The following is a 23,599-nucleotide window of genomic DNA, read 5'->3' as shown; positions in this document are numbered from 1 at the left end:
TCGGTTCAGGCCGGCGGCGAACGCCAGTGGCCCGTGCCTTCCAGGTACGGGGAAGGCTGAGCGGTGCTCCAGCGCAGCGGCAGCGCGCCGCGCCGACGCCAGCCGCCCTCCACCTGCAGGCGCAGCACGCGGTTGACGCCCGCGAAGCCCAGCGCTTCGGGCGTGCCCGTCAGCACCTGCGCCCGCGCCGACAGCTGCAGCAGGTCGCCCCGCTCGAAGTCCACGAACAGCAATCCCGCCCAGGGATGCAGCAGCAGATTGCCCAGGGTGTTGAAGAAGCGGTTGCCGTCGAAGTCCGGCACGGCCAGGCTGCCGTCCGCGCCGATCTGCACGAAGCCCGGCCGGCCCCCGCGGTGCGACACGTCCACGCCCTCGGCCGCCTCGGCCGAGCCGGCGGCATGCGGATGGGCGCTGGCGATGAACAGCGTGTCGGCGGCCGCGATCAGCATGCGGGCGGCATCGTCCAGTTCAGTCAAGGCCTCGGGCGCGGACGGCCTCAAGGCCGCAGTCCCTGAGAAGGCCTCCCGGGCCTGGATGTAGCGCGGGCAGTTGCCGAAGCTCTGCCCGACGGCGAGGTCGAAGCCCCGCGCATCGCGTGCCGTCACCCGGCCGTTGAGGCGGTTGCGCCGCCGCGTGTGCGGCTCGATGCCGAGCAGGCCCAGCGGCACATCCGGCCGCAGCGCCGCCGCCAGCGGGTCCCCGGCCTCGGGCAGGGCGTCGATGCGCAGGCGGCGCGCATCGGGCGAATGCATGAAACCCGGCGCACCGGTCAGCAGGCTGGCCCAGGGGCGCTGCCGCTCGTCCAGGCTGCCCACCACCACGAAGGGCAGTTGCGCGAAGAAGTCGCGGTGCTGCTGCGGCAGGTGGTCGCGGATGACCCGCGGTCCCATGGCGCCCAGTTGGGCGTCCACGCCCTCCTGGCGCTGCAGGGCGATCTCGCCGGCGTGGAAGGTCATGGCCGGTCCTTCTCAGGCGCGCAGGCCGATGGCCGAACGCGGCATGGGCAGGAAGCCGGGCAGGGCTTCGATGCGGGCCAGCCAGGCCTGCAGGTGCGGGTAGCCGTCCAGCGCGACATGGCCTTCCGGCGCATGGGCGACATAGGCGTAGTGGGCGATGTCGGCCAGCGTCGGATGCGGGGCCGCCAGGAAGTCCTGCGTGGCCAGGTGCCCGTCCATGGTCTGGAGCAGCGCATGGGCCCGGGCGATGGTGGCTTCGTCCCGGGGGCGGCCCATCAGCATGTCGATGCGGGCAGCGGCCGGACCGGAGGCCAGCGGGCCCGCGGCCAGCGACAGCCAGCGCTGCACCTGCGCGGCGCCGACCGGGTCGGTAGGCAGCCATCGGGCCGGCTGCGGCGCATAGCGGGCGTTCAGGTACACGAGGATCGCGTTGGAGTCGGCCAGCACCACGTCGCCGTCCTGCAGCACCGGCACCTGCCCGAAGCGGTTGAGCGCCAGGAAGGCGGGGCGTCGCTGCTCGCCGGCGCGCAGGTCCACCACCTTGCTGCGCCAGGGCAGGCCCAGCAGCGACAGGAACAGGCGCACGCGGTGCGCATGGCCCGAGAGCGGCGCATCGTGAAGAACCAGGGCGGGGGCGGCGTGGGGTGTGTGATCAGGCATGCGGCCATTGTTTTTTGATGCGTTCGCCGGATCAATGCGAAAGCCTGGATGACACTGCTCCGATTTCCGGTGTAATCGCCACATGGATCGACTCAAGGCCATGCAGGTGTTCGTGCGCATCGCGGAGCAGGGCAGCCTGACGCGTGCCGCGGAAGTACTGGGCAGCTCGCTGCCCGCGGTGGTGCGCACGCTGGCGGCGCTGGAGGCGCACCTGGGTGTGCGCCTCTTCCAGCGCAGCACGCGGCGCATTGCCCTCACCGAGGATGGCCGCCACTACCTCGACAGTGCGCGCGAGGTGCTGGCGGCTGCCGATGCCGCGGACCGCCTGCTGAGCCAGGAGGCGGGCACGCCGGCCGGGCAGCTCACGGTCACGGCGCCGGTGTTGTTCGGCCACATGTACGTCGCGCCGGCCATCATGGGCTTCATGCGCGCGCATCCTCAGGTGCGCTGCCGCGTGCTGCTGCACGACCGGCCGGTGAACCTGGTGGAAGAAGGCATCGACGTGGGCATCCGCATCAGCCCGCTGGAGGACTCGTCACTGGTGGCGCAGCAACTCGGCACCATCCGTCGCGTGGTGGTGGCCAGCCCCGCGCTGCTGCGCGAGCGCGGGCTGCCGCAGCAGCCGCGCGATCTGGCGGGCGCGCCGGCCGTGCGCGGCCAGCTCGACGGTGCGCCCCACTGGTCCTTCGACCAACCGGGCCGGCGCACGCCGCTGCAGGTGCCGCTGGACGTGCGGCTGGCCTTCAACCACATCGCACCGGCCGTGGAGGCCTGCGCCGCAGGCATGGGATTCGGCCGCTTCTTCTCCTACCAGGTGCTGGGCCATGTGCGGGACGGGCGCCTGCAGAGGGTGTTGGAAGACTTCGAGTCCGCACCGCGGCCGGTGAGCGTGATCTATCCGCATGCGCGCCACCTGCCGGCGCGCACCCGGGCCTTCGTCGCCTGGATGAAGAAGACGTTCGAGGGCCTTCGGCTCTGAAGCACTGACCGGCGGCGTCACCGCCGGGCCCCTCAGCTCACCGCGTCGCCGAACGCCGCCAGAAAGGCTTCCGCAAAGGCGGCGCTGCTCGTGATCGACAGGTGGAAGCTGCGCAGCGCCGGCCCTTCCTGCCGCTCTTCCAGGTCGGCGTCCCAGTCGCCGCCTTCCTCCACGGGGCCGCGCCGGCCGCGGAAGCGGCGTGCGGCCCAGGCCATCACCGCCTCGATCTCGGCGCGCACCGCGGCCTCGCGCTCGGGGCCGACGGTGGCCAGGGCCTCGAACAGGCTGCTGTCGTCGCCGCCGTCGCTGTGGTCGAAGAGCAGGTAGTCCAGCGTCATGGCTGCGTGTCCTCGGACGCAGAGGGCGCCGAGGGCGCAGCGGTGGCCGCCGCTGCGGCCGCGGGAGAGCCGCCGGCCGCCTTGGCTGCCGCGGCGCGCAGCTTGTCCTTCTTGTTCGGCCGCTTGCCCTTGATGCCGCCACCGGCCGCCGGCGCATCGGCCGGCGCGGCTTCCTGCGGCTCGAAGCCCGCGATCTGCTCGCGCGGCACGCGCAGGCCCTGGCGCTTCTCGATCAGGCGGAAGTGCGCCTCGGCTGCGGCGGGCACGAAGCTCAGGGCCACGCCGCTCGCGCCCGCGCGGCCCGTGCGGCCGATGCGGTGCACATGGTCGGTGGGCGAGCGGGCCAGGTCGTGGTTGACCACCGCCGGCAGTTGCGCGATGTCGATGCCGCGCGCCGCCAGGTCGGTGGCCACCAGCACCTGCAGCCGCCCGGCCTTGAAGTCGGCCAGCACCTGCGTGCGCTTGCCCTGGCCCAGCATGCCGTGCAGCGGCTCGGCCGCGAGGCCGCCCTTGCGCAGCTTGTCCGCCACGGTCTCGCAGGCATGCTTGGTGGCCACGAACACCAGCACCTGCGGCCAGCCCTCGGTGGCGATCAGGTGGCGCAGCAGCGCGGTGCGCCGGCTCTCGTCCACCGCGATGGCGCGCTGCGCGATCTGCGGCAGCTCGGCCACGGGCGCGGGCGCCGTCACGGCGACAGGATCGCGCAGCAGCGCATCTGCCAGTTGCACGGTGCGCGGGGCGAAGGTGGCGGAGAAGAGCAGGTTCTGCCGCTGCGCCGGCAGCTCGTCGAGGATGGCCTGCAGCTCGTCGGCGAAGCCCAGGTCCAGCAGCCGGTCGGCCTCGTCCAGCACCAGCACGGCGCAGTCCGAAAGGCGCAGCGCGTTGTGCCGCGCCAGGTCGAGCACGCGGCCCGGCGTGCCGATCACCTGGTCGGCACCGCCGCGCAGGGCCATCAGCTGTGGGTTGATCGAGACGCCGCCGATGGCGCGCACCACCTTCGGCCGCTCGGGCAGGGGCGCGGCCAGCTGGGCCACGGTGTCGGCCACTTGGGCCGCCAGCTCGCGCGTGGGCACCAGCACCAGCGTGTGCAGGGCGCGGCGCGAGCGGTGGCGCGGTGCCTCGTGCCAGCGCTGCAGCAGCGGCAGCACGAAGGCGGCCGTCTTGCCCGAGCCGGTGTGGGCCATGGCGCGCAGGTCGCGGCCCTGCAGCACCACCGGAATGGCCAGGGCCTGGATGGGCGTGGGGATGGCATAGCCCTGTTCGGCCGTGGCCTGCAGGAGTTCGGGGCGCAGGCCCAGGTCGGCGTAGGTGGGGGAGGAGGACACGATGCGAAAGGCCGGAAGAGCGCCGAGGAAGGGCTGCGGATTGTCCGCCTTCGGGCTCGGCCTGCGGGCATGTCGGCCAAGGCGCCGTGTGGGCGGCGGCGCCATGGGCCTTTGCCACAATGCCGCGTGCCTGTCGATCTGCCCCCTTCCACCGCTGCCTCGGCCGCGCCGCTGCTGCAGGTCCGCCACCTGCGCAAGCGCTATGGCGAGGCCACCGTCGTCGACGACCTGAGCTTCGAGATCGCGCCCGGCGAATGCCTGGGCGTGATCGGGCCCAACGGCGCCGGCAAGACCACCACCATCCGCATGTGCCTGGGCCTCACCGCGCCCGATGCCGGCGAGATCGAGGCGCTGGGCGGCCTGCACATGCCGCGCGACGCCCGCGCCATCAAGGCGCAACTGGGCGTGGTGGCGCAGTACGACTCGCTGGACCCGGACTTCAGCTGCGCCGAGAACCTGGTGGTGTACGCGCGCTACTTCGGCTTCTCGCGGCGTGACTTCGCGCCGCGCGTGCCGACGCTGCTGGACTTCGCGGCCCTGTCGCACAAGGCCGATGCCAAGCCCGGCGAGCTGTCGGGCGGCATGCGCCGGCGGCTGTCGCTGGCCCGGGCGCTGGTCAACGACCCCCGGCTGCTGATCCTGGACGAGCCCACCACCGGCCTCGACCCGCAGGCCCGCCACCTGATGTGGGAGCGGCTGCAGACCCTTCTGCAGCAGGGCAAGTCGATCCTGCTGACCACCCATTTCATGGACGAGGCCGAGCGCCTGTGCCACCGCCTGCTGGTGGTGGACCATGGCCGCAAGATCGCTGAGGGTCGTCCGCGCGAGCTGATCGCCGAGCACCTGGAGCCGCATGTGGTCGAGGTCTACGGGCAGGGCAGCGCCGGCTCCGCCCAGGCGCTGGCCGAGTCGCCCGCGTTGCGTGCACTGGCGCAGCGCACCGAGCTGAGCGGCGAGACCGTGTTCTTCTACACCCGCGATGCGCGGCCGCTGCTGGACGCGCTGGGCGCGCACGAGGGCCTGCGCACCTTCCACCGGCCGGCGAACCTGGAGGACCTGTTCCTCAAGCTCACGGGTCGACAGATCCGGGAAGGCGGCTGATCCCATGACCGAGAACACGAACATGCCTTCGGTGTGGTCCCCGCCAGCCGTCACGCGCCGCTGGTGGCCGGTCTTCCTGCGCAATCTGCTGGTGTGGCGCAAGCTGGCCGTGCCCAGCCTGATCGGCAACATCGCCGAGCCACTGATCTGGCTGGTGGCCTTCGGCTACGGCATGGGTGCGCTGGTGGGGCAGGTGAAGGTGGGCGGCACGGCGGTGCCCTACATCCTGTTCCTGGCCAGTGGCTCCATCTGCATGAGCGCGATGAATGCGGCCAGCTTCGAGGCGCTGTATTCGGCCTTCTCGCGCATGCATGTGCAGAAGACCTGGGACGGCATCATGAATGCACCGGTGGGGCTGGACGATGTGGTCTTCGCCGAGATGCTGTGGGCGGGGTTCAAGTCGGTCTTCACGGTCACGGCCATCCTGCTGGTGATGCTGGGCCTGGGCATCAGCCACAGCCCCAAGCTGCTGGTGGCCTGGGTGATCCTGGCGGGAGCGGGCATCGTGTTCTCGTCCATCGCGCTGATCTTCAATGCGCTGGCCAAGGGCTACGACTTCTTTACCTACTACTTCACGCTGTTCATGACGCCCATGATGTTCCTCTCGGGCGTGTTCTTCCCGTTGGAACAACTGCCGGAGGTGGTGCGCGCGGTGGCGGCCTGGCTGCCGCTGGCCAATGTGGTGGCGCTGGTGCGGCCACTGTTCATGGACCAATGGCCGACGCAGCCGCTGCTGCACCTGGGCGTGCTGGCCGTGTATGGCATCGCGGCCTTCTGGCTGGCACTGGGCCTCACGCGCCGGCGCTTCCGCAGTTGAGCCGGGGGGCATTGCGCCCCCGCCCGCTTCCTCAGCGGCTGGTGCCGCCCGAGGTTCCGCCGGTACCCGAGCCGGAGCCCATGCTTCCCGAGCCCGAGGTACCGGAGCTTCCAGAGCCCGTGCTGCCCGATCCCATGCCGCCCGTGCTGGAGCCGGTCCCCGCGCCGCCCGAGCCCGAACCACTGCCTCGGCCGCCGGGGCCGCCAGTGCCCGTGCCCGAGGGACCCTTGCCCCCGCGGTTGCCCAGGTCGCCGCTGCTGTTGCCCGCTCCGCCGGTGGTGCCGGCGTGCGCGCCCGAGGCACCGCTGCTGCTGCCCTTGCGCCGGTCATCGTCGCGGTTGCTCGTGCGCCCCGTGGTGGAACTGCCGCCGGCGCTGCTGCCGGACTGCTGCATCGTGCTGCCGCCCCACGAGCTGCCGCTGCTGCCCATGTTGCCCGACGAGGACGTCTGGGCGAAGGCCAGGCTGGCGCCGCACAGGGCGGCGGCGATCAGCATCGGACGAAGGGGGCGGAACGAAATGCGTGTGTCTTGCATGAGGGGTCTCCTTGGATGGGATGGTCGTCACCGGGTGCCGATGCCGGTTCCCAAGTCGCCCGGCAACATGCCGGCCTTGGCTTCGGAACAGCCTTCAAGCTAGGCGCGCCAGCCTCTTGCTGGGTGGGTGCGTGCCCACCGCCGCGTAGGAGCCGGGCCCAGGACGGCGCGCGAAAAGGCAGCGTCCCGTGGAGGACGTGATGACGCGGACATTCCGGCGTCCGCGCAGCTTCACGTCTACCCGGGCACGGGCAGAATCGACCGCTGCCCATGATCGAAGTCTCCCCCGCCCAAGCTGAAGAACGCATACAGGCCTTGCTCGCCGCGCCCGAAAGCCGCAGCCTCGACTTCAAGCGGATCAGCGGCAAGCAGAACCGGATGTACGAAGCCGTGTGCGCATTCGCGAACAGCGAGGGTGGCCTGCTGGTCATCGGTGTGGGCGATGCCAAGGCAGCCAAGGGAGGCAGCAAGGTGCAGAGCCGGCTGTTCGGCATCGAAGAGAACCCAGAGGGTTTCGACGACTTTCGCCGCGAGTTGCTGAACCGCTTCACCCCCCCGATCACCCGCCTGCAGTGGATGCGCCTGCCCTGCACGCTGCACAACGGGCAACCGGGGCATATCGTGATCCTGCGCGTGGAAAAAAGCGATCAGGTCCACAGCGTGGTGGGCGACGGCACATGGACGCGGATGGACGCCAGCAATCGCGAGTTGAGCGCCCCCGAGATCGCAGACCTGTTCTACCAGCGTGGCGTGAAAAGCGCGGAAACCCTGCCCATGCCGGTTGCACTGTCGCTGTTGAACACTCGGGCCTGGCGCAGCTACTGTGTGACGCGAGGGCTGACCGAGATGGATCCTGCATCGCGGCTGCCCCGGCTTGGGCTCGCCTTGCCGAACGCAGAGGGTGACCCGACGCCCTTGCTGGCAGCGGTCCTGCTTTTCGCCGATGAGCCGGGCGCTTTGCTGGCCGTCGAAGGCCGGCGCGCGGACATTCGCGTCTTCCACTACAAGTGGCCGGGCCGTTCAGCGCGGGGAGGTTCCCAATCTTCTGCTGCCACCTCGGACCATCACCGGCCCGCTGGTCGAGCAGATTGCACAGGCCCAGGCTTTTGTGCTCGAGCGCTTGGCGGTTGGGCTGACGATGGAGGGCTCGGGCTTCAGGACGCGTTATCGCTTTCCGGAGCGCGTGATCAAGGAGGCCATCACCAACGCGGTGGTGCACCGCGACTACCGGCTCAATCGCGACATCCACGTGCGCATCTTCGACGACCGGGTCGAAATCGAAAGTCCAGGCCGCCTGCCCGGCAACCTGACGCCCGCCACCATCGATAAGACGGGGTCCGTTCCCCGCAACAGCCTGCTGGCGCGCCACCTGCGCGAGTTTCCGAACCCGCCCAATGTCGATGCCGGCGAAGGCGTGCCCATGATGTTTGCACAGATGGCGCATGCCAACCTCTATGAGCCGCTGTATCGGGAGCAACTCGATGGTGCGGTGCCGACCTTGCTCGTGACACTGCTGAACGAAGAGCGTCCGCCCTTGTGGGTCCAAGTCAGCGACTGGATCGACCGCGAAGGGCCGCTCACCAACAGCAAGCTGCGCGCGATTTCGGGGCTGGACACACTGGGCGCTTCGAGGCAGTTGCGTCAGTGGGTAGCCCAGGGTGTGCTGGTGGCGTTGCCGGCGGCCTCCCGGCAGCAGGCCAGCTATACCAAGCCTGAACACGTCGGGCCTGACAAGGGGCCCGATTCATTATTTCTGGGTCTCGATAAAGACGGTTGAAAACCAGGAAAGCCGTTGTGGGTCAATGGGATGGCTGCGTTCCCATTATCTGGAACGGCCCAGGCCCGCGAGGGCGTTTGGCGGCGTCTCTTGCGACCGGTGGGCGTCGTAGGGGCCAGCGACCAGGAGCGCGCGCGGCCCTTCGACAGACAGCCCGTTCATTATTTCTGGCTTCGGATAATGAACTGCCGTTGTTGAAAAAGTATTTTCAAATCAATGGCTTAGCTTGTGCCTCATTATCGTGGCGCCCTGTGATCGGGCGGCCCCAAAGAAAACGGCGCCCCGCGGCGCCGTCTTTGCTGGCGTGAGGAGGCTCAGCCGGCCGCCTTCACCTTCAACCGCCACGCATGCAGCAGCGGCTCGGTGTAGCCGCTCGGCTGCTCGACGCCCTTGAACACCAGGTCCTGCGCCGCCTTGTAGGCGAAGGAGGTGTCGAAGTGGCCGGCCATGGGCTTGTAGAGCGGGTCGCCGGCGTTCTGCTGGTCCACCACCGCGGCCATGCGCTCGAAGGTGGCGTTGACCTGCTCCTTCGTGACCACGCCGTGCAGCAGCCAGTTGGCGATGTGCTGGCTGCTGATGCGCAGCGTGGCACGGTCTTCCATCAGGCCCACGTCGTGGATGTCGGGCACCTTGGAGCAGCCCACGCCCTGGTCGATCCAGCGCACCACGTAGCCCAGGATGCCCTGCACGTTGTTGTCCAGCTCCTGCTGCTTCTCGGTGTCCGTCCAGTTGGGCGTGGCGGTGATCGGCACCTGCAGCAGGTCGTTCAGGATGGCGTCGCGCTCGGCCTCGGCGTCGATCTTCTCCAGCTCCTTCTGCACATCGGCCACGCTGACCTGGTGGTAGTGCAGCGCATGCAGCGTGGCGGCGGTGGGCGAGGGCACCCAGGCCGTGTTGGCACCGGCCTTGGGGTGGCCGATCTTCTGCTTGAGCATGTCGGCCATCAGGTCGGGCATGGCCCACATGCCCTTGCCGATCTGGGCCTTGCCGCGCAGGCCGCAGTTGAGGCCGGTGAGCACGTTGTTGCGTTCGTAGGCGGCGATCCACTTGGTGCCCTTGATGTCGCCCTTGCGCAGCATCGGGCCGCCCTGCATGGCGGTGTGCATCTCGTCGCCGGTGCGGTCCAGGAAGCCGGTGTTGATGAAGGCCACGCGTGCGGGCGCGGCGGCGATGCAGGCCTGCAGGTTCACGCTGGTGCGGCGCTCCTCGTCCATGATGCCCAACTTGACGGTGTTGGCCGGCAGGCCCAGCAATTGCTCGACGCGGCCGAACAGCTCGTTGGCGAAGGCCACTTCGGCCGGGCCATGCATCTTCGGCTTGACGATGTAGATGCTGCCGGTGCGCGAGTTGCGGATGCCGTTCTGGCCCTTGCCCTGAAGGTCGACCATGGCGATGGCGGTGGTGACGACCGCGTCCATGATGCCCTCGGGAATCTCCTGGAGACTTTCGGAGGAGCCCCACAGGATGGCCGGGTTGGTCATCAGGTGGCCCACGTTGCGCACGAACATGAGCGAGCGGCCGTGCAGCGTGACCTGGCCTTGGCCGTCGGGCGCGGTGTAGACGCGGTCCGGGTTCAGGCGGCGGGTGAAGCTCTTGCCGCCCTTGGCCACTTCCTCGGTCAGCGTGCCCTGCTGGATGCCGAGCCAGTTGCTGTACGCCAGCACCTTGTCCTCGGCATCGACCACGGCCACCGAGTCTTCCAGGTCGAGGATGGTGGACAGGGCCGATTCCAGCACCACGTCGGCCACGCCGGCCGGGTCGGTCTTGCCGATGGGCGTGCTGCGGTCGATCTGGATGTCGAGGTGGATGCCGTTGTGCTTGAGCAGCACCGACGAGGGGCTGGCGGCATCGCCCTGGTAGCCGACGAAGGCCGACGGGTCCTTCAGGTGCGTGCTGCTGCTGTGCAGGGCGATGACGAGCTGGCCGTCCTTCACGCTGTAGCCGGTGGCGTCCTTGTGCGAGCCGTTGACCAGCGGCGCGGCCTGGTCGAGCACCTCGCGGGCGAAGGCGATGACCTTGGCGCCGCGCACCGGGTTGTAGCCCTTGCCCTTCTCCGCGCCATCGGCTTCGGAGATGGCGTCGGTGCCGTACAGCGCGTCGTACAGCGAGCCCCAGCGCGCGTTGGCGGCGTTGAGCGCGTAGCGCGCGTTCAGGATGGGCACCACCAGCTGCGGGCCGGCCTGCAGGGCCAGCTCGGCATCGACGTTGGCGGTGGTGGCCTTGACGCCCTTGGGCTGCGGCAGCAGGTAGCCGATCTTTTCCAGGTGGGCGCGGTAGGCCGGCATGTCGGCGATGGGCCCGGGGTGGGCCTTGTGCCAGGCGTCCATCTCCGTCTGGAGACGGTCGCGCTCGGCCAGCAGCGCGGCGTTCTTGGGCGCCAGGTCGGCCACGATGGCGTCGAAGCCCTGCCAGAAGGCGGCGGGCTGCAGGCCGGCGGCGGGCAGCACCTGCGACTCGATGAAGCGGTGCAGTTCGGTGGCGACTTGCAGTCGGTGGACGGTGGTGCGTTCGGTCATGCGTGTTCTCGGGGTGCGGCCAGGCCGCGAAAGGGTTGCACGGGGGCGGGCGGTCGGCGTCAACGCACAAGCATGCGGCCAACGCTCAGACTCCACTGTATTAGAGACAGGGCCGCAGATTAATCGCCGGATGAGGCGTTGATTCGTGACAGGAATGAAGGTAATCGACGCACCGGTACGCGGCATTGGACCGGTGGATTCACACGCCGCTCTGGCCCGGACGCCGCGACTTCAGGCTGAAGGAGCGGCCAGACTGGCGTCGATCCAGCCTTCGATGTCTTGGGCGCCGGCAGGCTCGGCCGTGAAGAGCAGCCGAAAGAGCAGCGGCGCCACCAGCCTGTCCATCACGCGCTCGACGGGTGGCGTGGCCACGCCGCGCGCCTGGGCACGGGCCAGCAGCACCCCGATTTGCATCGCGAGGAAGCTCGCGCACCGGCAGGACGGGGGCGCCTCCGGCGACTGCGCGGACAGCACATCGCGCAGCATGCCGCGGCCGGGCTGCGAGGACATCTCCTCGTTGTACTGCTCGGCCCAGGCCAGCAGGTCGCCCCGCAGCGAGCCGGTGTCGGCCGGTTCGCCCTCGGGCCGCATGCGCTCGACCGAGACATCGGCCAGCAGTTGGGCGAGGTCACCCCAGCGGCGATAGATGGTCGATGGCGTGACCCCCGCGCGTGCGGCCACCATCGGAACGGTGAGCGCCTCGCGGCCATGTTCCGCGGTGAGCTCGCGCGTGGCACGGTGCACCGCCTCCTGCACGCGCGCGCTGCGGCCGCCGGGGCGGGGTGCGGTGCGGTTGCCAGGGATCGACGAAGCCATGGTGCCGATATTAACGCAAAGAATTTGCGTTAATGAGTCGTGGCGCGCACAATCCGCAAACGCAAAGATTTTGCGTTAAAGGAGCTTTTCGATGCCTGCCCCCGCTCTTGCCCCGTCGGCCCCGGCCCCGGCCCCCGCTCGCCGCCTTCCGTCGCGCGCTGCCTTCGCACTGGTCGTGGCACTGGTCATCACCTTCCTTGCCGCGTCGAGCGCGCCCTCGCCGCTGTATGCGCTGTATCGGGAGGCGTGGGGCTTCTCGGCGCTGGTGCTCACCGTGGTGTTCTCCAGCTACGCATTCGCGCTGCTCGCGGCCCTGCTCGTCTTCGGCGCGCTGTCGGACCACCTGGGTCGGCGTACCGTGATCCTGGCCGCGCTGGTGCTGGAGATCGGGGCCGTCGCGCTCTTCTGGCAGGCCGGGTCGGTGGGCTGGCTGATCGCCGCCCGCGTGTTGCAGGGCATTGCCACCGGCATGGCCACGAGCGTGATGAGTGCGATGCTGCTCGACTTGAACCCGGTCCGCGGCGCGCTGTTCAACAGCCTCTCCCCCATGATCGGCATGGCGGTGGGCGCGCTGGGCGCCAGTGCGCTGGTCCAGTTCGCGCCCGAGCCCATGCACCTGGTCTACGAGGTGCTCCTCGTCGCGCTGGTGCTCCAGGCGCTGCTGGCGCTGCGCCTGCCGGACACCGTGACGCCGCGGCCGGGGGCCTGGGCCTCGATGGTGCCGCGCGCGCACGTGCCGCGGCCTGCCCGCGCGCTGGTCCTGCGGCTCATGCCGCTCAACACCGCCGGATGGGCGCTGGGCGGCTTCTACCTGTCGCTGGGGCCGACCCTGGCACGGCTCGTGACAGGCCGGGCCACGCCGCTGGCCGGCGGCGTGCTCATTGCCACGTTGGTGCTGACGGGGGCCGCCGCGATGTACGTGGTTCGCCAGCGGCCCGCGCGTCGCGTGCTGCGCGCCAGCGCCGCATTGCTGGCCGTGGGCCTCGCCGTCACCCTGTTCGGCGTGCACGCGCAGCAGGCCGTGCCCTTCTTCGGGGGCACGGTGGTGGCGGGCATGGGCTTCGGCGCCAGCTTCAATGCGGCCGTGCGCAGCCTGGTGCCGGTGGCGACGCCTCACGAGCGGGCCGGTCTCATGTCCAGCTTCTTCGTGCTGAGCTACCTGGCCTTCAGCGTGCCAGCGATCCTGGCGGGCCTGGCCGTGGGCACCTTCGGCCTGCATGCCACCACGCTGGGCTACGGCCTCGTGCTGGTGACGCTGGCGTTGCTGGCATGGAAGACGACGCACGAGCGGACCTGACCCCGGGCCGCAGCAGGAGGCCCCACGCCCGGCGCGGGCCTGCGAGCCCCGCTCCCGGCCGCTGAGCGCCGATAACATCGGCGGTTTTTCGGAGCGCGCATGAACCCCGGCCAGGTGCCCATCCACCCCATCGACACAGGCGATGGCGTGCCACGGGCCAAGGCCGCCCGCTCCGCTGCCGCCGACGCGCTGCGCCGTGTTGGACCAGGAACGACCGCATGAGCGACACCGCCCCACAGCCCTTGCCCTACACCGGGATCCGGGTCGTCGAGTTCACCCACATGGTCATGGGCCCGACCTGCGGCCTGCTGCTGGGCGACCTGGGGGCCGAGGTCATCAAGGTCGAGCCGGTGGCCGGCGACGACACCCGCCGCCTGCTCGGCGCCGGCGCCGGCTTCTACCCGGCCTTCAACCGCAACAAGAAGAGCGTGGCGCTGGACCTGAAGACGCCCGAGGGCCTGGAGGCCGCGCGGCGCCTCGTCGCCACGGCCGACATCGTGAGCGAGAACTTCCGCCCCGGCACGATGAAAAAACTGGGCCTGGACTACGAGACGCTGCGCCGCGACAACCCGCGCCTCATCTACGTGAGCCACAAGGGCTTTTTGCCCGGCCCCTACGAGAACCGCACCGCGCTCGACGAGACGGTGCAGATGATGGGCGGCCTGGCCTACATGACCGGCCGTCCCGGTGATCCGCTGCGCGCGGGCAGCAGCGTCAACGACATCATGGGCGGCCTCTTCGGCGCCATCGGCGCCATGGCCGCGCTGCGCCGGCGCGAGCAGACGGGCGAGGGCGGCGAGGTGCAGTCGGCGCTGTTCGAGAACAACATCTTCCTGGTCGCCCAGCACATGCTGCAGTACGCCGCCACCGGCGTCGCCGCCGACCCGATGCCGGCGCGCATCTCCTCCTGGGGCATCTACGACGTCTTCACGGTGAAGGACGGGCAGCAGATCTTCCTGGCCGTGGTGAGCGACAAGCAGTGGCCCGTCTTCTGCCGCGCCTGCGGGCTCGACGACCTGCTGGCCGACACCCGCCTCGCCACCAACAACGACCGCGTGCGCGCCCGCAGCTGGATGATGCCGATCCTGCGCGAGCGCCTGGCCGGCCGCAGCGCCGCCGAGCTGGCCGCGCTGTTCGAGCAGCATGCGCTGCCCTTCGCGCCCATCGCCCGGCCGCACGAACTCTTCGAGGACCCGCACCTGGTGGCCAGCGGCGGCCTGGCGCCGGTGCGCATGAACGACGGCCACATGGCCCAGGTGCCCCTGCTGCCGTTGACGATCGACGGCGTGCGTCCGCCGCTGCGCCTGCAGCCGCCCGCCATCGGCGAGCACACCCGCGAGCTGCTGCGCGCCGCCGGCTACGCCGAGGCGCAGATCGAGGCCATGCTGGCCGCAGGCGCCGCGGCCGCGAGCTGAGACCCAACGCCCGGAGGCCCGCCATGGACCGCCTCAAGCAGATGGAGACCTTCGTCGCCGTCGCCACGCGCGGCAGCCTCACGGCGGCGGCCAAGGCCGAGGGCGTGGCCGCCGCCATCATCGGCCGGCGACTCGATGCGCTGGAGGAGCGCCTCGGCGTCAAGCTGCTTTTGCGCACCACGCGCCGCCTCACGCTCACGCACGAGGGCAGCGCCTTTCTGGAAGATTGCCAGCGCCTGCTGGCCGAAGTGGCCAATGCCGAGGCCAGCGTGAGCGCGGGGGGCGTCAAGGCCAGCGGTCACCTGCGCGTGACGGCGCCGGCCGGCTTCGGCCGCCGCCATGTGGCGCCGCTGGTGCCGCGCTTTCGCGAACTGCATCCTGAGGTGACCGTGTCGCTCAACCTCAGCGACCGGGTCATCGACCTGGCGGGCGAGCATTTCGATTGCGCGGTGCGCGTGGGCGACCTGCCCGATTCCTCGCTGGTGAGCATGCGCCTGGGCGACAACCGCCGCCGCTGCGTGGCCACGCCGGCCTACCTGCGCCGGAACGGCGTGCCGCGGCATCCGTCGGACCTGGCGCGCTTCGATTGCCTCACGCTCAGCAGCGATGCGTCGCAGACGCGCGGCTGGGCCTTCCAGGTGCCGCGGCAGGATGGCGAGGGCGTGGAGGTGGTGCACCTGAAGCCCTCAGGCCCGCTGGACTGCACCGACGGCCAGGTGCTGCACGACTGGTGCCTGGCAGGCCTGGGCATCGCCTGGCGCAGCACCTGGGAGGTGGAGGCGGAGATCGACGCCGGCCTGCTGGCGCCGGTGCTCGACGAATTCGCGGCGCCACCGAACGGCATCTATGCCGTGTTCCCCGAGCGCCGGCATCTGCCGCTGCGCGTGCGGCTGTGGCTGGACTTCCTCAAGGCGCAGTACGGCCGGGCCGACTACTGGGGCCGCGTGGGCTGAGGTGATCGGCTTGACTCCCTCTCCCCTTGCGGGAGAGGGTGGGGGAGAGGGGGCTGCAGCGTTGGGCGGGTGATTGGCGCCGTCAAGGGGCTGGCGCCCCCTCTCCCCCGGCCCCTCTCCCGCGAGGGCAGAGGGGAGTGGACGCCCGGGGAAGGGGCGGGCGACCGCCTACTTCTGCTTCTGGTACGCCTCGTCCGCCGCCTGGCCGCGGTCGGTGTCCTTGCGGCCGCTTTCCAGGTCGTCCAGGGCGCGCTTGCCGCGCTCGGTGGGCTGGCCGTCGCGCGCCTCCTGGCTGTCGGCGGACTGGTCGCGCTCGTGCGGCATGCGCGGCGCGTGGCCGTGGCTCTGCTTGGTGCGGGTCTGGCCATCGCCAGCGGGATCGGGCTTTTCGGTGGGAGCGTTGCTCATGGGGCGGTCTCTTGCTTTGGCGGACGCGGTCGCGCCGCTCTTCGGCCCCGATGGTGGCGCAGCGGCCCGGCGCCGCGGTAGGACGCCCCGGCCAGCCGCTGTAGGCCGGCTCAGGCGCGGGCGGCAGGGAACGGGCCGCTCAGTCGCGGGCAGCGTTGCCCAGGCGCCGGACCTGTGCCTGGTACTCCCGCTCCACCCGCGCGATGCGGCCCTGCCGCGCGTCCTCGCTCACCCATTGCGCCAGGCGGGCATGGCGCAGCGCCAGGTCGCGCTGCATGCGCGCGGCCTCCAGCAGCGCGCTGTCGTCGGCGGGTTCGTAGCCCAGGTCGGCCTGCAGCGAGCGCAGCACCGCCCGCTCCGCGTCCGCGCCGGGCGCGCGGCCGTAGTCCAGCAGCAGGTTGCGCAGCCCGGCCTGCTGCTCGGCCGGCAGGTCGCGCCGCACGACGATCTGCGCGGGCGGGGTGGGCAGCGACGTCCACAGCACCTGCAGTCGCCCCGCCTCGGTGGGAAACAGGGCCTGGAAGCGCTCGAAATCCGTGCTGTTGGTGGTGGCCACGTCGGCATCGCCATTGGCCACGGCCAGGGCGTTGTCCTGGTGGTTGCCCACCGTCTCGGCCTTGAAGCTGGTCTCGATGTCGATGCCATGCGGCAGGAAGAGCTCCGACTGCGGCACGATGAAGCCCGACACCGAGCGCCGGTCGCCGCGCGCGATGTGCCAGCGCTCCGGGTTCTGCAGCACGGCGTCCAGCGAGGCCGGACCGCCGTTCAGGCGCCCCAGCAGCAGCGCCCGGTGCTCCACCTGCCGCGGGTCGCGCCGACGGCGCACCTGGGCCAGCACCTGCATCGGGCCGCTCGTGACGGCGTCCAGCGCCATCTTGCCGGACAGCAGCGCGAAGTCGATGCGGCCGTGCTGCAGGGCGCGGTCCAGCGTGTCGTACTGGAAGGCGCTGAACACCGTCACCGGTCGCCGCAGGGCCGAGGCGATGGCCAGCAGCAGCGGCTCCCAGCGGCGGCGGCTCTCGACCGCGTCGCCCATCGGCAGCAGGCCGAACACCAGGGCGGGGGGCGCACCGGCGCGCTCGCCGCCGGGCCGCGCACCGGCCGCGAGCGCCGACGCCCATGCCGCGCCGGCGCCCAGGGCGAGGGCACCGGCCAGCAGCCGGCGGCGGCCTTCAGCGCCCGTCATCGCGCAGGGCGGCCATCTGTTCGGCGAAGGTCGCGTCCAGCCGCTGCAGCCGTGCCTGCCGGGCTTCCTCGTTCACCCATTGCGCGGTCATGGCGTTCTGGCGCGCCAGCTGGTAGGCCAGGCGGGCGGCCGGCACCAGCGAGCTGTTGTCCGCCGGCAGGAAGCCCGCCAGGTCGTGCAGGGACTTGAGCACCGCCCGCTGCGCCTCGCCGCGCGCGCCGGGCGCCTTGCCGTAGGCCACCAGGAAGGCCTGCACCTGGCCCCGCAGCGCGGGCGGGTAGCTGTTGCGCATGACGATCTGCGCATGCGGGATCAGGTCGGATTCCCAGATAACCCGCAGCCGCCGCGCCTCGGCCGGGAACTGCAGGCGGAAGCGCTCGAAATCCGCCGTGTTGTTGGTGGCCACGTCGGCATCGCCGTTGGCCACGGCCAGGGCGGTGGCCTGGTGGGTGCCCACGGTCTCGCTGCGGAAGCGCTCCATGGCGATGCGGTTGGGCAGGAAGAGCTGCAGCTGCGGCACGATGTAGCCCGACACCGAGCGCGGCTCGCCGCGCGCCAGGCGCCAGCGCTCGGGCTCGGCCAGCAGCGCCTCCAGCGAGGGCAGGGGCCCGCCCTCGCGCACCAGCAGCAGCGCGCGGTAGCCGGGCAGGCCGTCGTGGCGCGTCACCTGCGCCAGCACGCGCATCTGGCGCAGCGTCACGGCGTCCAGCGCCATGCGGCCCGAGAGGAAGGCGATGTCCACCTCGCCGCGCTGGATGGCCTGATCCAGCGCTTCGTACGAGGTCACCGACAGCACCGTCACCGGCCGTCCGATGGCGCGGCCCATGTCCGCCAGCAGCGGCTCCCAGTCGTTGCGCGACTCGAAGGCGCCGCCCAGCGGCAGGATGCCGAAGCGCACCGGTGCGGCCGCCGGCGCCGGCGCAGTCGGGGGCAGCACCGGCTGCGCGGCCGACAGGCTGGCGGCCAGTCCGATCCACAGCGCCGCCAGCGCCTCCGCGGCCCGCCTCAGGGCGCCGCCGGCGGCAAGGCAACGGCGCCGGGGGCGCCTTAGGGGCGGGCAGTCGGGACGGGCGGCGGCGGTGGGCGCGGGCATGGCTGACTGAACGGGTTAGAGCGAATGCGCAGTCGTGGTGCAACTGCAGACAATTCACAATTAGAAAACATTCGACGTTTTTTCTGTGACGTTTCTCACATGAGCGCCCTGCCGGGCCGTTCCCCGCCCCTGCGCACGGCCGCCGAAGCCGCCGACGGTCCGCCCCGGGCCGCCGCGGCGCGGCCCGTGCCGGCGGCGCACACCGGCCCCGCCGCCAGCGCGCCACCGCCGCCGCGGCAGGGGCGCGGGGCGCGTTTCTCGCTGGCGCGGCTGTCGCTGGGCCAGCAGATGGTGCTGCTGGCCGTGCTGCCGGCCACCCTGGCCATGCTGGGGGCCATCGGCGTGCTGATGCGCCAGTACCTGGACGGCATGACCGAGCTGGTGCGGGCGAATGCCCAGACCGTGGGCCTGCAGCTGGCCACCGCCGCGCAGGCGCCGCTGGCGCAACTGGACCGCCGCGCCCTGCTGCGGCTGGCGCAGTCGGGCATCGCCCAGCCGCATGTGCAGCAGGTGCAGGTGTGGTCGGACGACGGCGAGATCCTGGCCAATGCCGAGACGCAGGACCGCGCGCGCGGTGCCGGCCTGCGCGCCGTGGTGCCGGTGCCGGCCTCGGAGGGCCACGGCTCGGGCGGGCAGGTCATGGTGGAGATGAGCCTGGACGCCGTCGGCAGTGCCCGGCGGGCCGTCTGGCTCAACGTGCTGCTGGCCCTGGGCGCCAGCCTGGCGGGCGTGGCCCTGGCGGCCGGCTGGGCGGCGCGGCGCATCAGCGCGCCCATCCGCCGCCTGGCGCGCGCCGTCGACCGGCTGGGCGCGGGCGAGGAGGCCCATGTCGCCATCGAGGGCGCGGCCGAGGTGCGACGGCTGCAGCACGGCTTCAACGCCACCGCCCATGCCCTGGCCGAGGGCCGCCGGCTGCTGCAGAGCCGCATCGAAACGGCCACGGCCGAGCTGGCCCGCAAGAACGCCCAGCTCGAAGTGGCCAGCCAGGCCAAGACCCGGCTGCTGGCCGCCGCCAGCCACGACCTGCGCCAGCCGCTGCATGCGCTCACGCTCTTCGCCGACGGCCTGGCCAATGGCGAGACCGACGCGGGCAAGCTGCAGCGCATCGCCCACATCCGCGAGTGCGTGGATTCGCTGGACCGGCTCTTCCTGGAGCTGCTGAACCTGTCGCAGCTGGACGCCGGCGTGCTGCAGCCCCAGTGGGCCGACTTTCCGCTGGATGCGGTGTTCGACGAGATCAGCCGCAACTTCCGCCCCGTGGCCGAGCAGCAGGAGCTGCGCCTGGTGGTGCGCAAGACCGACCTGTGGGTGCGCTGCGACCAGGTGATGCTCACGCGCGTGCTGTCGAACCTGGTCTCCAACTCGCTGCGCCACACGCCCGGCGGCGGCGTGCTGCTGGCGGCGCGGCGGCGCGGCCGCTCGGTGCGGGTGGAGGTGTGGGACACCGGCATCGGCATCGCGCCCGAGCACCAGTCGCGCGTGTTCGAGGAGTTCTACCAGGTCGATCCGCAGCAGTCGCGCGGCACCCGCGGCATGGGCCTGGGCCTGGCCACGGTGCAGCGGCTGGCGCGGCTGCTCAACACCCGGGCCGAGTTGCATTCGGTGCCCGGCCACGGCACGCGCGTGCGGCTGCTGCTGCGGGCGGCGCATCCGCCGGCCCATGCCGTGGTGCGCCCGGCCGCCACGATCACCCAGCCGCTCACCCTCTCGGCGCCGTCCGGCGACGTGCGGCTGGACGGCCTGCGCATCCTGGTCATCGACGACGAGGCGGGCATCCTCGAAGGCCTGCAGGTGGTGCTGGGCGCCAGCGGCGCCACCGTGATGGCCGCGCAGGGGCGCGAAGAGGCCCTGGCCCTGGCCGACGCCTGGGAGGCGCCGCCCGACGTGGTGGTCAGCGACCTGCTGCTGCGTGCCGGCGACAACGGCCTGGCGGTGCTGGAGGCGCTGCGCCGGCATCCCAAGGGCATCGGCGACGACACCGCCTGCCTGCTGGTCACCGGCGAGACCAAGCCCGAGCGCCTGCGCGAAGTCGCCTCGGCCGGCGTGGCCGTGCTCTACAAGCCGGTGTCGCCCCGGCTGCTGCGCCAGGCGATCCAGGCCCAGGTGGTGGCGCGCGGCATCGCGCCGGGCGGCCCGCCTGCGCGAGCGGTGTAGGCCATCGGATATAGCGCCGGCCGCCTGCGGCGCCGGCAGCCGGCCTCGCTAGTCCCTCCGCCTTATCGCCCTCGGGGCGGGGGCTTCGTACAGTCGGTGGCCGCCCGTTCCTGCCCCCTCCATGCCCGTCTGCCCCCCCTTCCGCCAGCGCCTGCGGTCCGCCCTGCTGGGCCTGGCCCTGCTCGCCAGCCTGGGGCCGGCGCATGCGGCCGGCTGGACGGTGCTGCTGGCCGACGACGCGCCCGGCCATGCCGAATTCGCCCGCGAGCTGCGCGTGGCCCAGCCTTCGGCCGAACTGCTGCGCCTGCCGGCGGGCGCGGCGCCGGAGCCGGCCGAGGCCGAAGACGAGCGCACCGCCGCCAATGCCGGCGTGCGCACCCGCAGCCTGCGGCCCACCGCCATGCCCGAGCGCCTGACCGTCGCCGTGGGCGCCGCGGCGGCCCGTGCGGCGCTGGACCGCGGCGGCAGCGAGCCGCTGCTGCTGGCCATGCTCAGCCGGCTGGACTACGAGGGCCTGCGCCCCTTGCCGGCCTTGCGCATGCCGGGCCGGCGAATCGGCGTGCTGCTGCGCGAGCCCTCCTTCGCCGACCAGCTGGCGCTGATCGACGCCGTGCTGCCCGGGCGCCGCCGCCTGGGCCTGGTGGCCACGGCCGAATCCGAGCCCATGCTGCGCGAACTGCAGCGCGCCGCGGCCGGCGGCGAATGGTCGCTGCAGGTGGAGCAGGCGCCCGATGCGCTGTCGCTGGCCGGCGCCCTGCGCGCCGTGCTGCCGCGCTGCGAGGCCCTGCTGGTGCTGCCCGACGCCATCGGCAGCAGCCAGGCCGCCACCCTGGCGGTACTGCATGCCGGCGCCAGCGCGGGCGTGCCCGTGTTCGGCAGCAACGAAGGCATCGTGCGATCGGGCGCGCTGGCGGCGGCCGTCTCCACCCCGGCGCTGCTGGCGCGCCAGGCCCAGGCCATGGGCCGGCGGCTGGCTGCGGCGGGCGGTGTCACGCCCGTGCCCGTGGTCGAGAGCGCCTCGCCGGCGGTGGCCCGGGTCAATCCCAACGTGGCCCGCAGCCTCGGGCTGGGGGTCCCGACGGAGCAGGCGTTGACTGAACGAATGGCCGGGCAGCGATGAGAGCACCCCCCCATGCCGCTGCGCGGCTCCCCCCCTCTCTGGCGCCTTCGGCTTGGAGGGGGGGCGCACCCAGAGGCCTGCCCTTCGGCAAAGCTCAGGACAGGACGAAGCCAGTTCCTCGGGTGCTCTGGCGTGGCCTGCTCCGCGGCCTTCTGACCATTGAGGGTGCGCGGGTGTTCGGCGCGGTGGACCGTTGAAATGATCGTGGGCTCCCTCGCCGGCGGCGATCCGCGGCCGGCTGACACGGCATCCGGCCGGCTGCTCGTGGTGCGCGGCAGCCTGCAGCGCGACCTGGTGCGGCTGGGGCTGCTGCCCTGCGCGGTGGTGGCGCTGCTGCTCACCGGCTGGCTCACCCACAGCCGGCTGGCGATGCTGGACGACGTGTTCGCGGCCGAGGGGCGGGCCATCGCGCGGCAGGTCGCCGCCATGTCGGACCTCAGCCTCTATGCCGGCGACGTGGCCGCGCTGCAGAGCGTGGCGCAGGCCGCGCTGCGCGGCGGCCAGGCCAGCCGGGTGGAGATCAGCAATGGCGCCGGCATCCATGTGGTGGCCGCCGGCGCCGATGCCACCCACCCGGACCGCCTGCGCAGCTTCACCGCACCCGTGCTGCTGCGCGAGGCCTCGCGCACCATGGCCTTCGCGCCGCCGGGCGTCACCACGGCCGGCGACCAGGCCATCGGCAGCGTGGTCGCTCTGCGCGACACCACGCAGCTGCGCCGCGCCCGCATCCAGTCGCTGCTGACCGGCATCGGCATCGGCCTGCTGGCGCTGGGCGGCGCCTGGCTGGCGGTGCGGCACATGGCGCGCGACATCGCCCGGCCGCTGCGCCGCGTGACGCAGACCGTCGCGGCCCTGCAGGCCGGCCAGTTCGACGCCCGCTGTGCCATCGCCGGGCGCACGCCGCGGCGCGGCCGGCCCCTGCACGAGTTCGCCACCCTGGCCGACGACGTCAACCGCATGGCCGAGCAGCTGCAGCGCCACAAGCAGGCCAGCGACGAGCGTGTGCGCGAGGCCACGGCCGTGGCCCTGGAGCGCATGACCGAGGCCGAGCAGGCCGCGCTGTCGCGCTCGCGCTTCCTGGCCGCCGCCAGCCACGACCTGCGCCAGCCGCTGCATGCCATGGGCCTGTTCATCGACGGCCTGCTCACCGGCGCGGCCGAGACCCAGCGGCCCGCCCTGCTGCGGCTGCAGGAGAGCACGGCCTTCATGAGCCTGCTGCTGGACGACCTGCTGGAGATCTCGCGCCTGGACGCGCGCGTGCTCACGCCCGAGGTGGTCGACCTGCCGCTGGCGCCGCTGTTCGATGCGCTGGCCGCGCAGCATGCGGCCCACGCAGCGGCCGCCCGCGTGCGCGTGGCGTGGCGGGCCCGCGGGCTGGCCGTGCGCAGCGACGGCGGCATGCTCCAGCGCGTGGTCGGCAACCTGGTGGCCAATGCCATCCGCCATTCACCGCCGGGCGGCACCGTGCTGGTCACGGCGCGGCGGCGCGGGGGCGACCGGGTGCGTATCGAGGTGCGCGACCGGGGCGTGGGCATCGCGCCCATCCACCAGCAGCGCATCTTCGAGGAGTTCTACCAGGTGGCCAACGTGGAGCGCGACCGGCGCCAGGGCTTCGGCCTGGGGCTGGCCATCTGCGCCCGACTGGCCACGCTGCTGGGCAGCCGCATCGGCCTGAACTCGGCGCTGGGCTGCGGCAGCACCTTCTCGCTGGCCCTGCCGCAGGCCCAGGCCGCCCCGCAGGCCGCGCCCGTGCCCGCCGCCTCGGTGCCGCCCGGAGAACCGTCGCTTGCCGGCCTGCGCTGCCTGCTGGTGGACGACGACGCGCACATCCGCATCGCCACGGCCGAGCTGCTGGCCCAGTGGGGCTGCGAGGCCGTCTGCCTGGCCAGCGCGCGCGACGCCGTCGCCTGCCTCGGCGCGCCGGGCGAGCGCTTCGACCTGGTGCTGTGCGACCTGCAACTGGCCGAGGGCGAGGACGGCCTGGACGTGCTGGCCGCCGCGCGCCGGCTGCAGCCCGATGCGCTGGCGGTGGTCATCTCGGGCGCCACGGGGCCGCAGGCCCTGCAGCGGCTGCGCGCCGCGGGCGCGACCGTGCTGACCAAGCCCGTGGCACCCGCCCGTCTGCGCGCCCTGCTGGCGACCTTGAAATGACG

20 protein-coding genes and 1 pseudogene are annotated in these 23,599 nt (G+C 72.1%); 11 read left to right on the top strand and 10 right to left on the bottom strand.

What is annotated here, in order from left to right:
- Window positions 1-5 precede the first annotated feature (5 nt).
- Both L0984_RS08215 and L0984_RS08210 read right to left on the bottom strand, forming a co-directional pair.
- Window positions 6-956 carry a pyridoxamine 5'-phosphate oxidase family protein gene (locus tag L0984_RS08215; protein ID WP_234193218.1) on the bottom strand — a complete coding sequence of 317 codons (951 nt, stop codon included), beginning with the start codon at window positions 954-956 and terminating at the stop codon, window positions 6-8.
- A 12-nt stretch (window positions 957-968) separates the two neighbouring features.
- Window positions 969-1,616, bottom strand: coding sequence for a glutathione S-transferase family protein (locus L0984_RS08210; protein ID WP_234193217.1), 648 nt, complete (start codon window positions 1,614-1,616; stop codon window positions 969-971).
- An 82-nt stretch (window positions 1,617-1,698) separates the two neighbouring features.
- Here L0984_RS08210 and L0984_RS08205 point away from each other — a divergent pair, with 82 nt between their 5' ends.
- Window positions 1,699-2,595, top strand: a complete 897-nt coding sequence (locus L0984_RS08205; RefSeq protein WP_234193216.1) for a LysR family transcriptional regulator — start codon at window positions 1,699-1,701, stop codon at window positions 2,593-2,595.
- 32 nt (window positions 2,596-2,627) lie between these two features.
- On the opposite strand, the gene L0984_RS08200 is transcribed toward L0984_RS08205, so the two are convergent.
- Both L0984_RS08200 and L0984_RS08195 read right to left on the bottom strand, forming a co-directional pair.
- The gene (locus L0984_RS08200) at window positions 2,628-2,933 is read right to left on the bottom strand and encodes a hypothetical protein (protein WP_234193215.1); all 306 of its coding nucleotides are present in this window, start codon (window positions 2,931-2,933) and stop codon (window positions 2,628-2,630) included.
- On the bottom strand, window positions 2,930-4,258 hold the full coding sequence (locus tag L0984_RS08195; RefSeq protein WP_234193214.1) for a DEAD/DEAH box helicase: 1,329 nt from the start codon (window positions 4,256-4,258) through the stop codon (window positions 2,930-2,932). Before L0984_RS08195 ends, L0984_RS08200 begins: the two co-directional genes overlap by 4 nt.
- Window positions 4,259-4,327: 69 nt before the next feature.
- Here L0984_RS08195 and L0984_RS08190 point away from each other — a divergent pair, with 69 nt between their 5' ends.
- Window positions 4,328-5,359, top strand: a complete 1,032-nt coding sequence (locus L0984_RS08190; RefSeq protein ID WP_255697238.1) for an ATP-binding cassette domain-containing protein — start codon at window positions 4,328-4,330, stop codon at window positions 5,357-5,359.
- A gap of 4 nt (window positions 5,360-5,363) precedes the next feature.
- On the top strand, window positions 5,364-6,176 hold the full coding sequence (locus L0984_RS08185; RefSeq protein WP_234193212.1) for an ABC transporter permease: 813 nt from the start codon (window positions 5,364-5,366) through the stop codon (window positions 6,174-6,176).
- Between the two features lie 31 nt (window positions 6,177-6,207).
- Here L0984_RS08185 and L0984_RS08180 read toward each other — a convergent pair whose 3' ends face one another.
- Entirely contained in the window at window positions 6,208-6,711 is a 504-nt protein-coding gene (locus tag L0984_RS08180) for a hypothetical protein (RefSeq protein ID WP_234193211.1), read from the bottom strand.
- A gap of 270 nt (window positions 6,712-6,981) precedes the next feature.
- On the opposite strand from L0984_RS08180, the pseudogene L0984_RS29945 reads away from it, so the two are divergent.
- Window positions 6,982-7,362, top strand: a pseudogene (locus tag L0984_RS29945) (AlbA family DNA-binding domain-containing protein); the annotation flags it as partial.
- Window positions 7,363-7,654: 292 nt separating this feature from the next.
- The gene (locus L0984_RS08170; protein WP_234193209.1) at window positions 7,655-8,488 is read left to right on the top strand and encodes an ATP-binding protein; all 834 of its coding nucleotides are present in this window, start codon (window positions 7,655-7,657) and stop codon (window positions 8,486-8,488) included.
- A 314-nt stretch (window positions 8,489-8,802) separates the two neighbouring features.
- On the opposite strand, the gene L0984_RS08165 is transcribed toward L0984_RS08170, so the two are convergent.
- Window positions 8,803-11,004, bottom strand: coding sequence for a malate synthase G (locus L0984_RS08165; protein ID WP_234193208.1), 2,202 nt, complete (start codon window positions 11,002-11,004; stop codon window positions 8,803-8,805).
- 231 nt (window positions 11,005-11,235) lie between these two features.
- Window positions 11,236-11,820, bottom strand: a complete 585-nt coding sequence (locus L0984_RS08160; RefSeq protein WP_234193207.1) for a TetR/AcrR family transcriptional regulator — start codon at window positions 11,818-11,820, stop codon at window positions 11,236-11,238.
- Between the two features lie 91 nt (window positions 11,821-11,911).
- On the opposite strand from L0984_RS08160, the gene L0984_RS08155 reads away from it, so the two are divergent.
- From L0984_RS08155 to L0984_RS08145, 3 genes are all read left to right on the top strand, one after another.
- Window positions 11,912-13,117, top strand: a complete 1,206-nt coding sequence (locus tag L0984_RS08155; RefSeq protein ID WP_234193206.1) for an MFS transporter — start codon at window positions 11,912-11,914, stop codon at window positions 13,115-13,117.
- A gap of 218 nt (window positions 13,118-13,335) precedes the next feature.
- Complete coding sequence (locus L0984_RS08150; RefSeq protein WP_234193205.1) at window positions 13,336-14,532, top strand: CaiB/BaiF CoA transferase family protein; 1,197 nt, start codon at window positions 13,336-13,338, stop codon at window positions 14,530-14,532.
- A 23-nt stretch (window positions 14,533-14,555) separates the two neighbouring features.
- Window positions 14,556-15,485, top strand: coding sequence for a substrate binding domain-containing protein (locus L0984_RS08145; RefSeq protein WP_234193204.1), 930 nt, complete (start codon window positions 14,556-14,558; stop codon window positions 15,483-15,485).
- Between the two features lie 168 nt (window positions 15,486-15,653).
- Here the strand turns inward: L0984_RS08145 and L0984_RS08140 are convergent, their stop codons facing one another.
- The 3 genes from L0984_RS08140 to phnD form a co-directional block, all read right to left on the bottom strand.
- On the bottom strand, window positions 15,654-15,893 hold the full coding sequence (locus tag L0984_RS08140) for a hypothetical protein (protein WP_234193203.1): 240 nt from the start codon (window positions 15,891-15,893) through the stop codon (window positions 15,654-15,656).
- Window positions 15,894-16,032: 139 nt separating this feature from the next.
- Window positions 16,033-17,079 (bottom strand): phosphate/phosphite/phosphonate ABC transporter substrate-binding protein, encoded by a 1,047-nt coding sequence (locus L0984_RS08135; protein WP_234193202.1) that lies wholly within the window; start codon window positions 17,077-17,079, stop codon window positions 16,033-16,035.
- Window positions 17,066-18,172, bottom strand: coding sequence for a phosphate/phosphite/phosphonate ABC transporter substrate-binding protein (gene phnD, locus L0984_RS08130; RefSeq protein ID WP_234193201.1), 1,107 nt, complete (start codon window positions 18,170-18,172; stop codon window positions 17,066-17,068). The genes L0984_RS08135 and phnD overlap by 14 nt, the downstream gene beginning before the upstream one ends.
- Window positions 18,173-18,271: 99 nt before the next feature.
- Here phnD and L0984_RS08125 point away from each other — a divergent pair, with 99 nt between their 5' ends.
- From L0984_RS08125 to L0984_RS08115, 3 genes are all read left to right on the top strand, one after another.
- Window positions 18,272-20,326 carry an ATP-binding response regulator gene (locus L0984_RS08125; RefSeq protein WP_234193200.1) on the top strand — a complete coding sequence of 685 codons (2,055 nt, stop codon included), beginning with the start codon at window positions 18,272-18,274 and terminating at the stop codon, window positions 20,324-20,326.
- A gap of 121 nt (window positions 20,327-20,447) precedes the next feature.
- Window positions 20,448-21,446 (top strand): ABC transporter substrate binding protein, encoded by a 999-nt coding sequence (locus L0984_RS08120; RefSeq protein ID WP_234193199.1) that lies wholly within the window; start codon window positions 20,448-20,450, stop codon window positions 21,444-21,446.
- A gap of 198 nt (window positions 21,447-21,644) precedes the next feature.
- Complete coding sequence (locus tag L0984_RS08115; protein WP_234193198.1) at window positions 21,645-23,597, top strand: ATP-binding response regulator; 1,953 nt, start codon at window positions 21,645-21,647, stop codon at window positions 23,595-23,597.
- The last annotated feature ends 2 nt before the right edge of the window (window positions 23,598-23,599 follow it).

Origin of the sequence: Pseudacidovorax sp. NFM-22 (genome assembly GCF_021401245.1) — a bacterium.
GTDB lineage: Bacteria > Pseudomonadota > Gammaproteobacteria > Burkholderiales > Burkholderiaceae_C > Xenophilus.
Note: the sequence above shows the minus strand (reverse complement) of the source record. Positions and strands in the feature narration are given on the sequence as shown.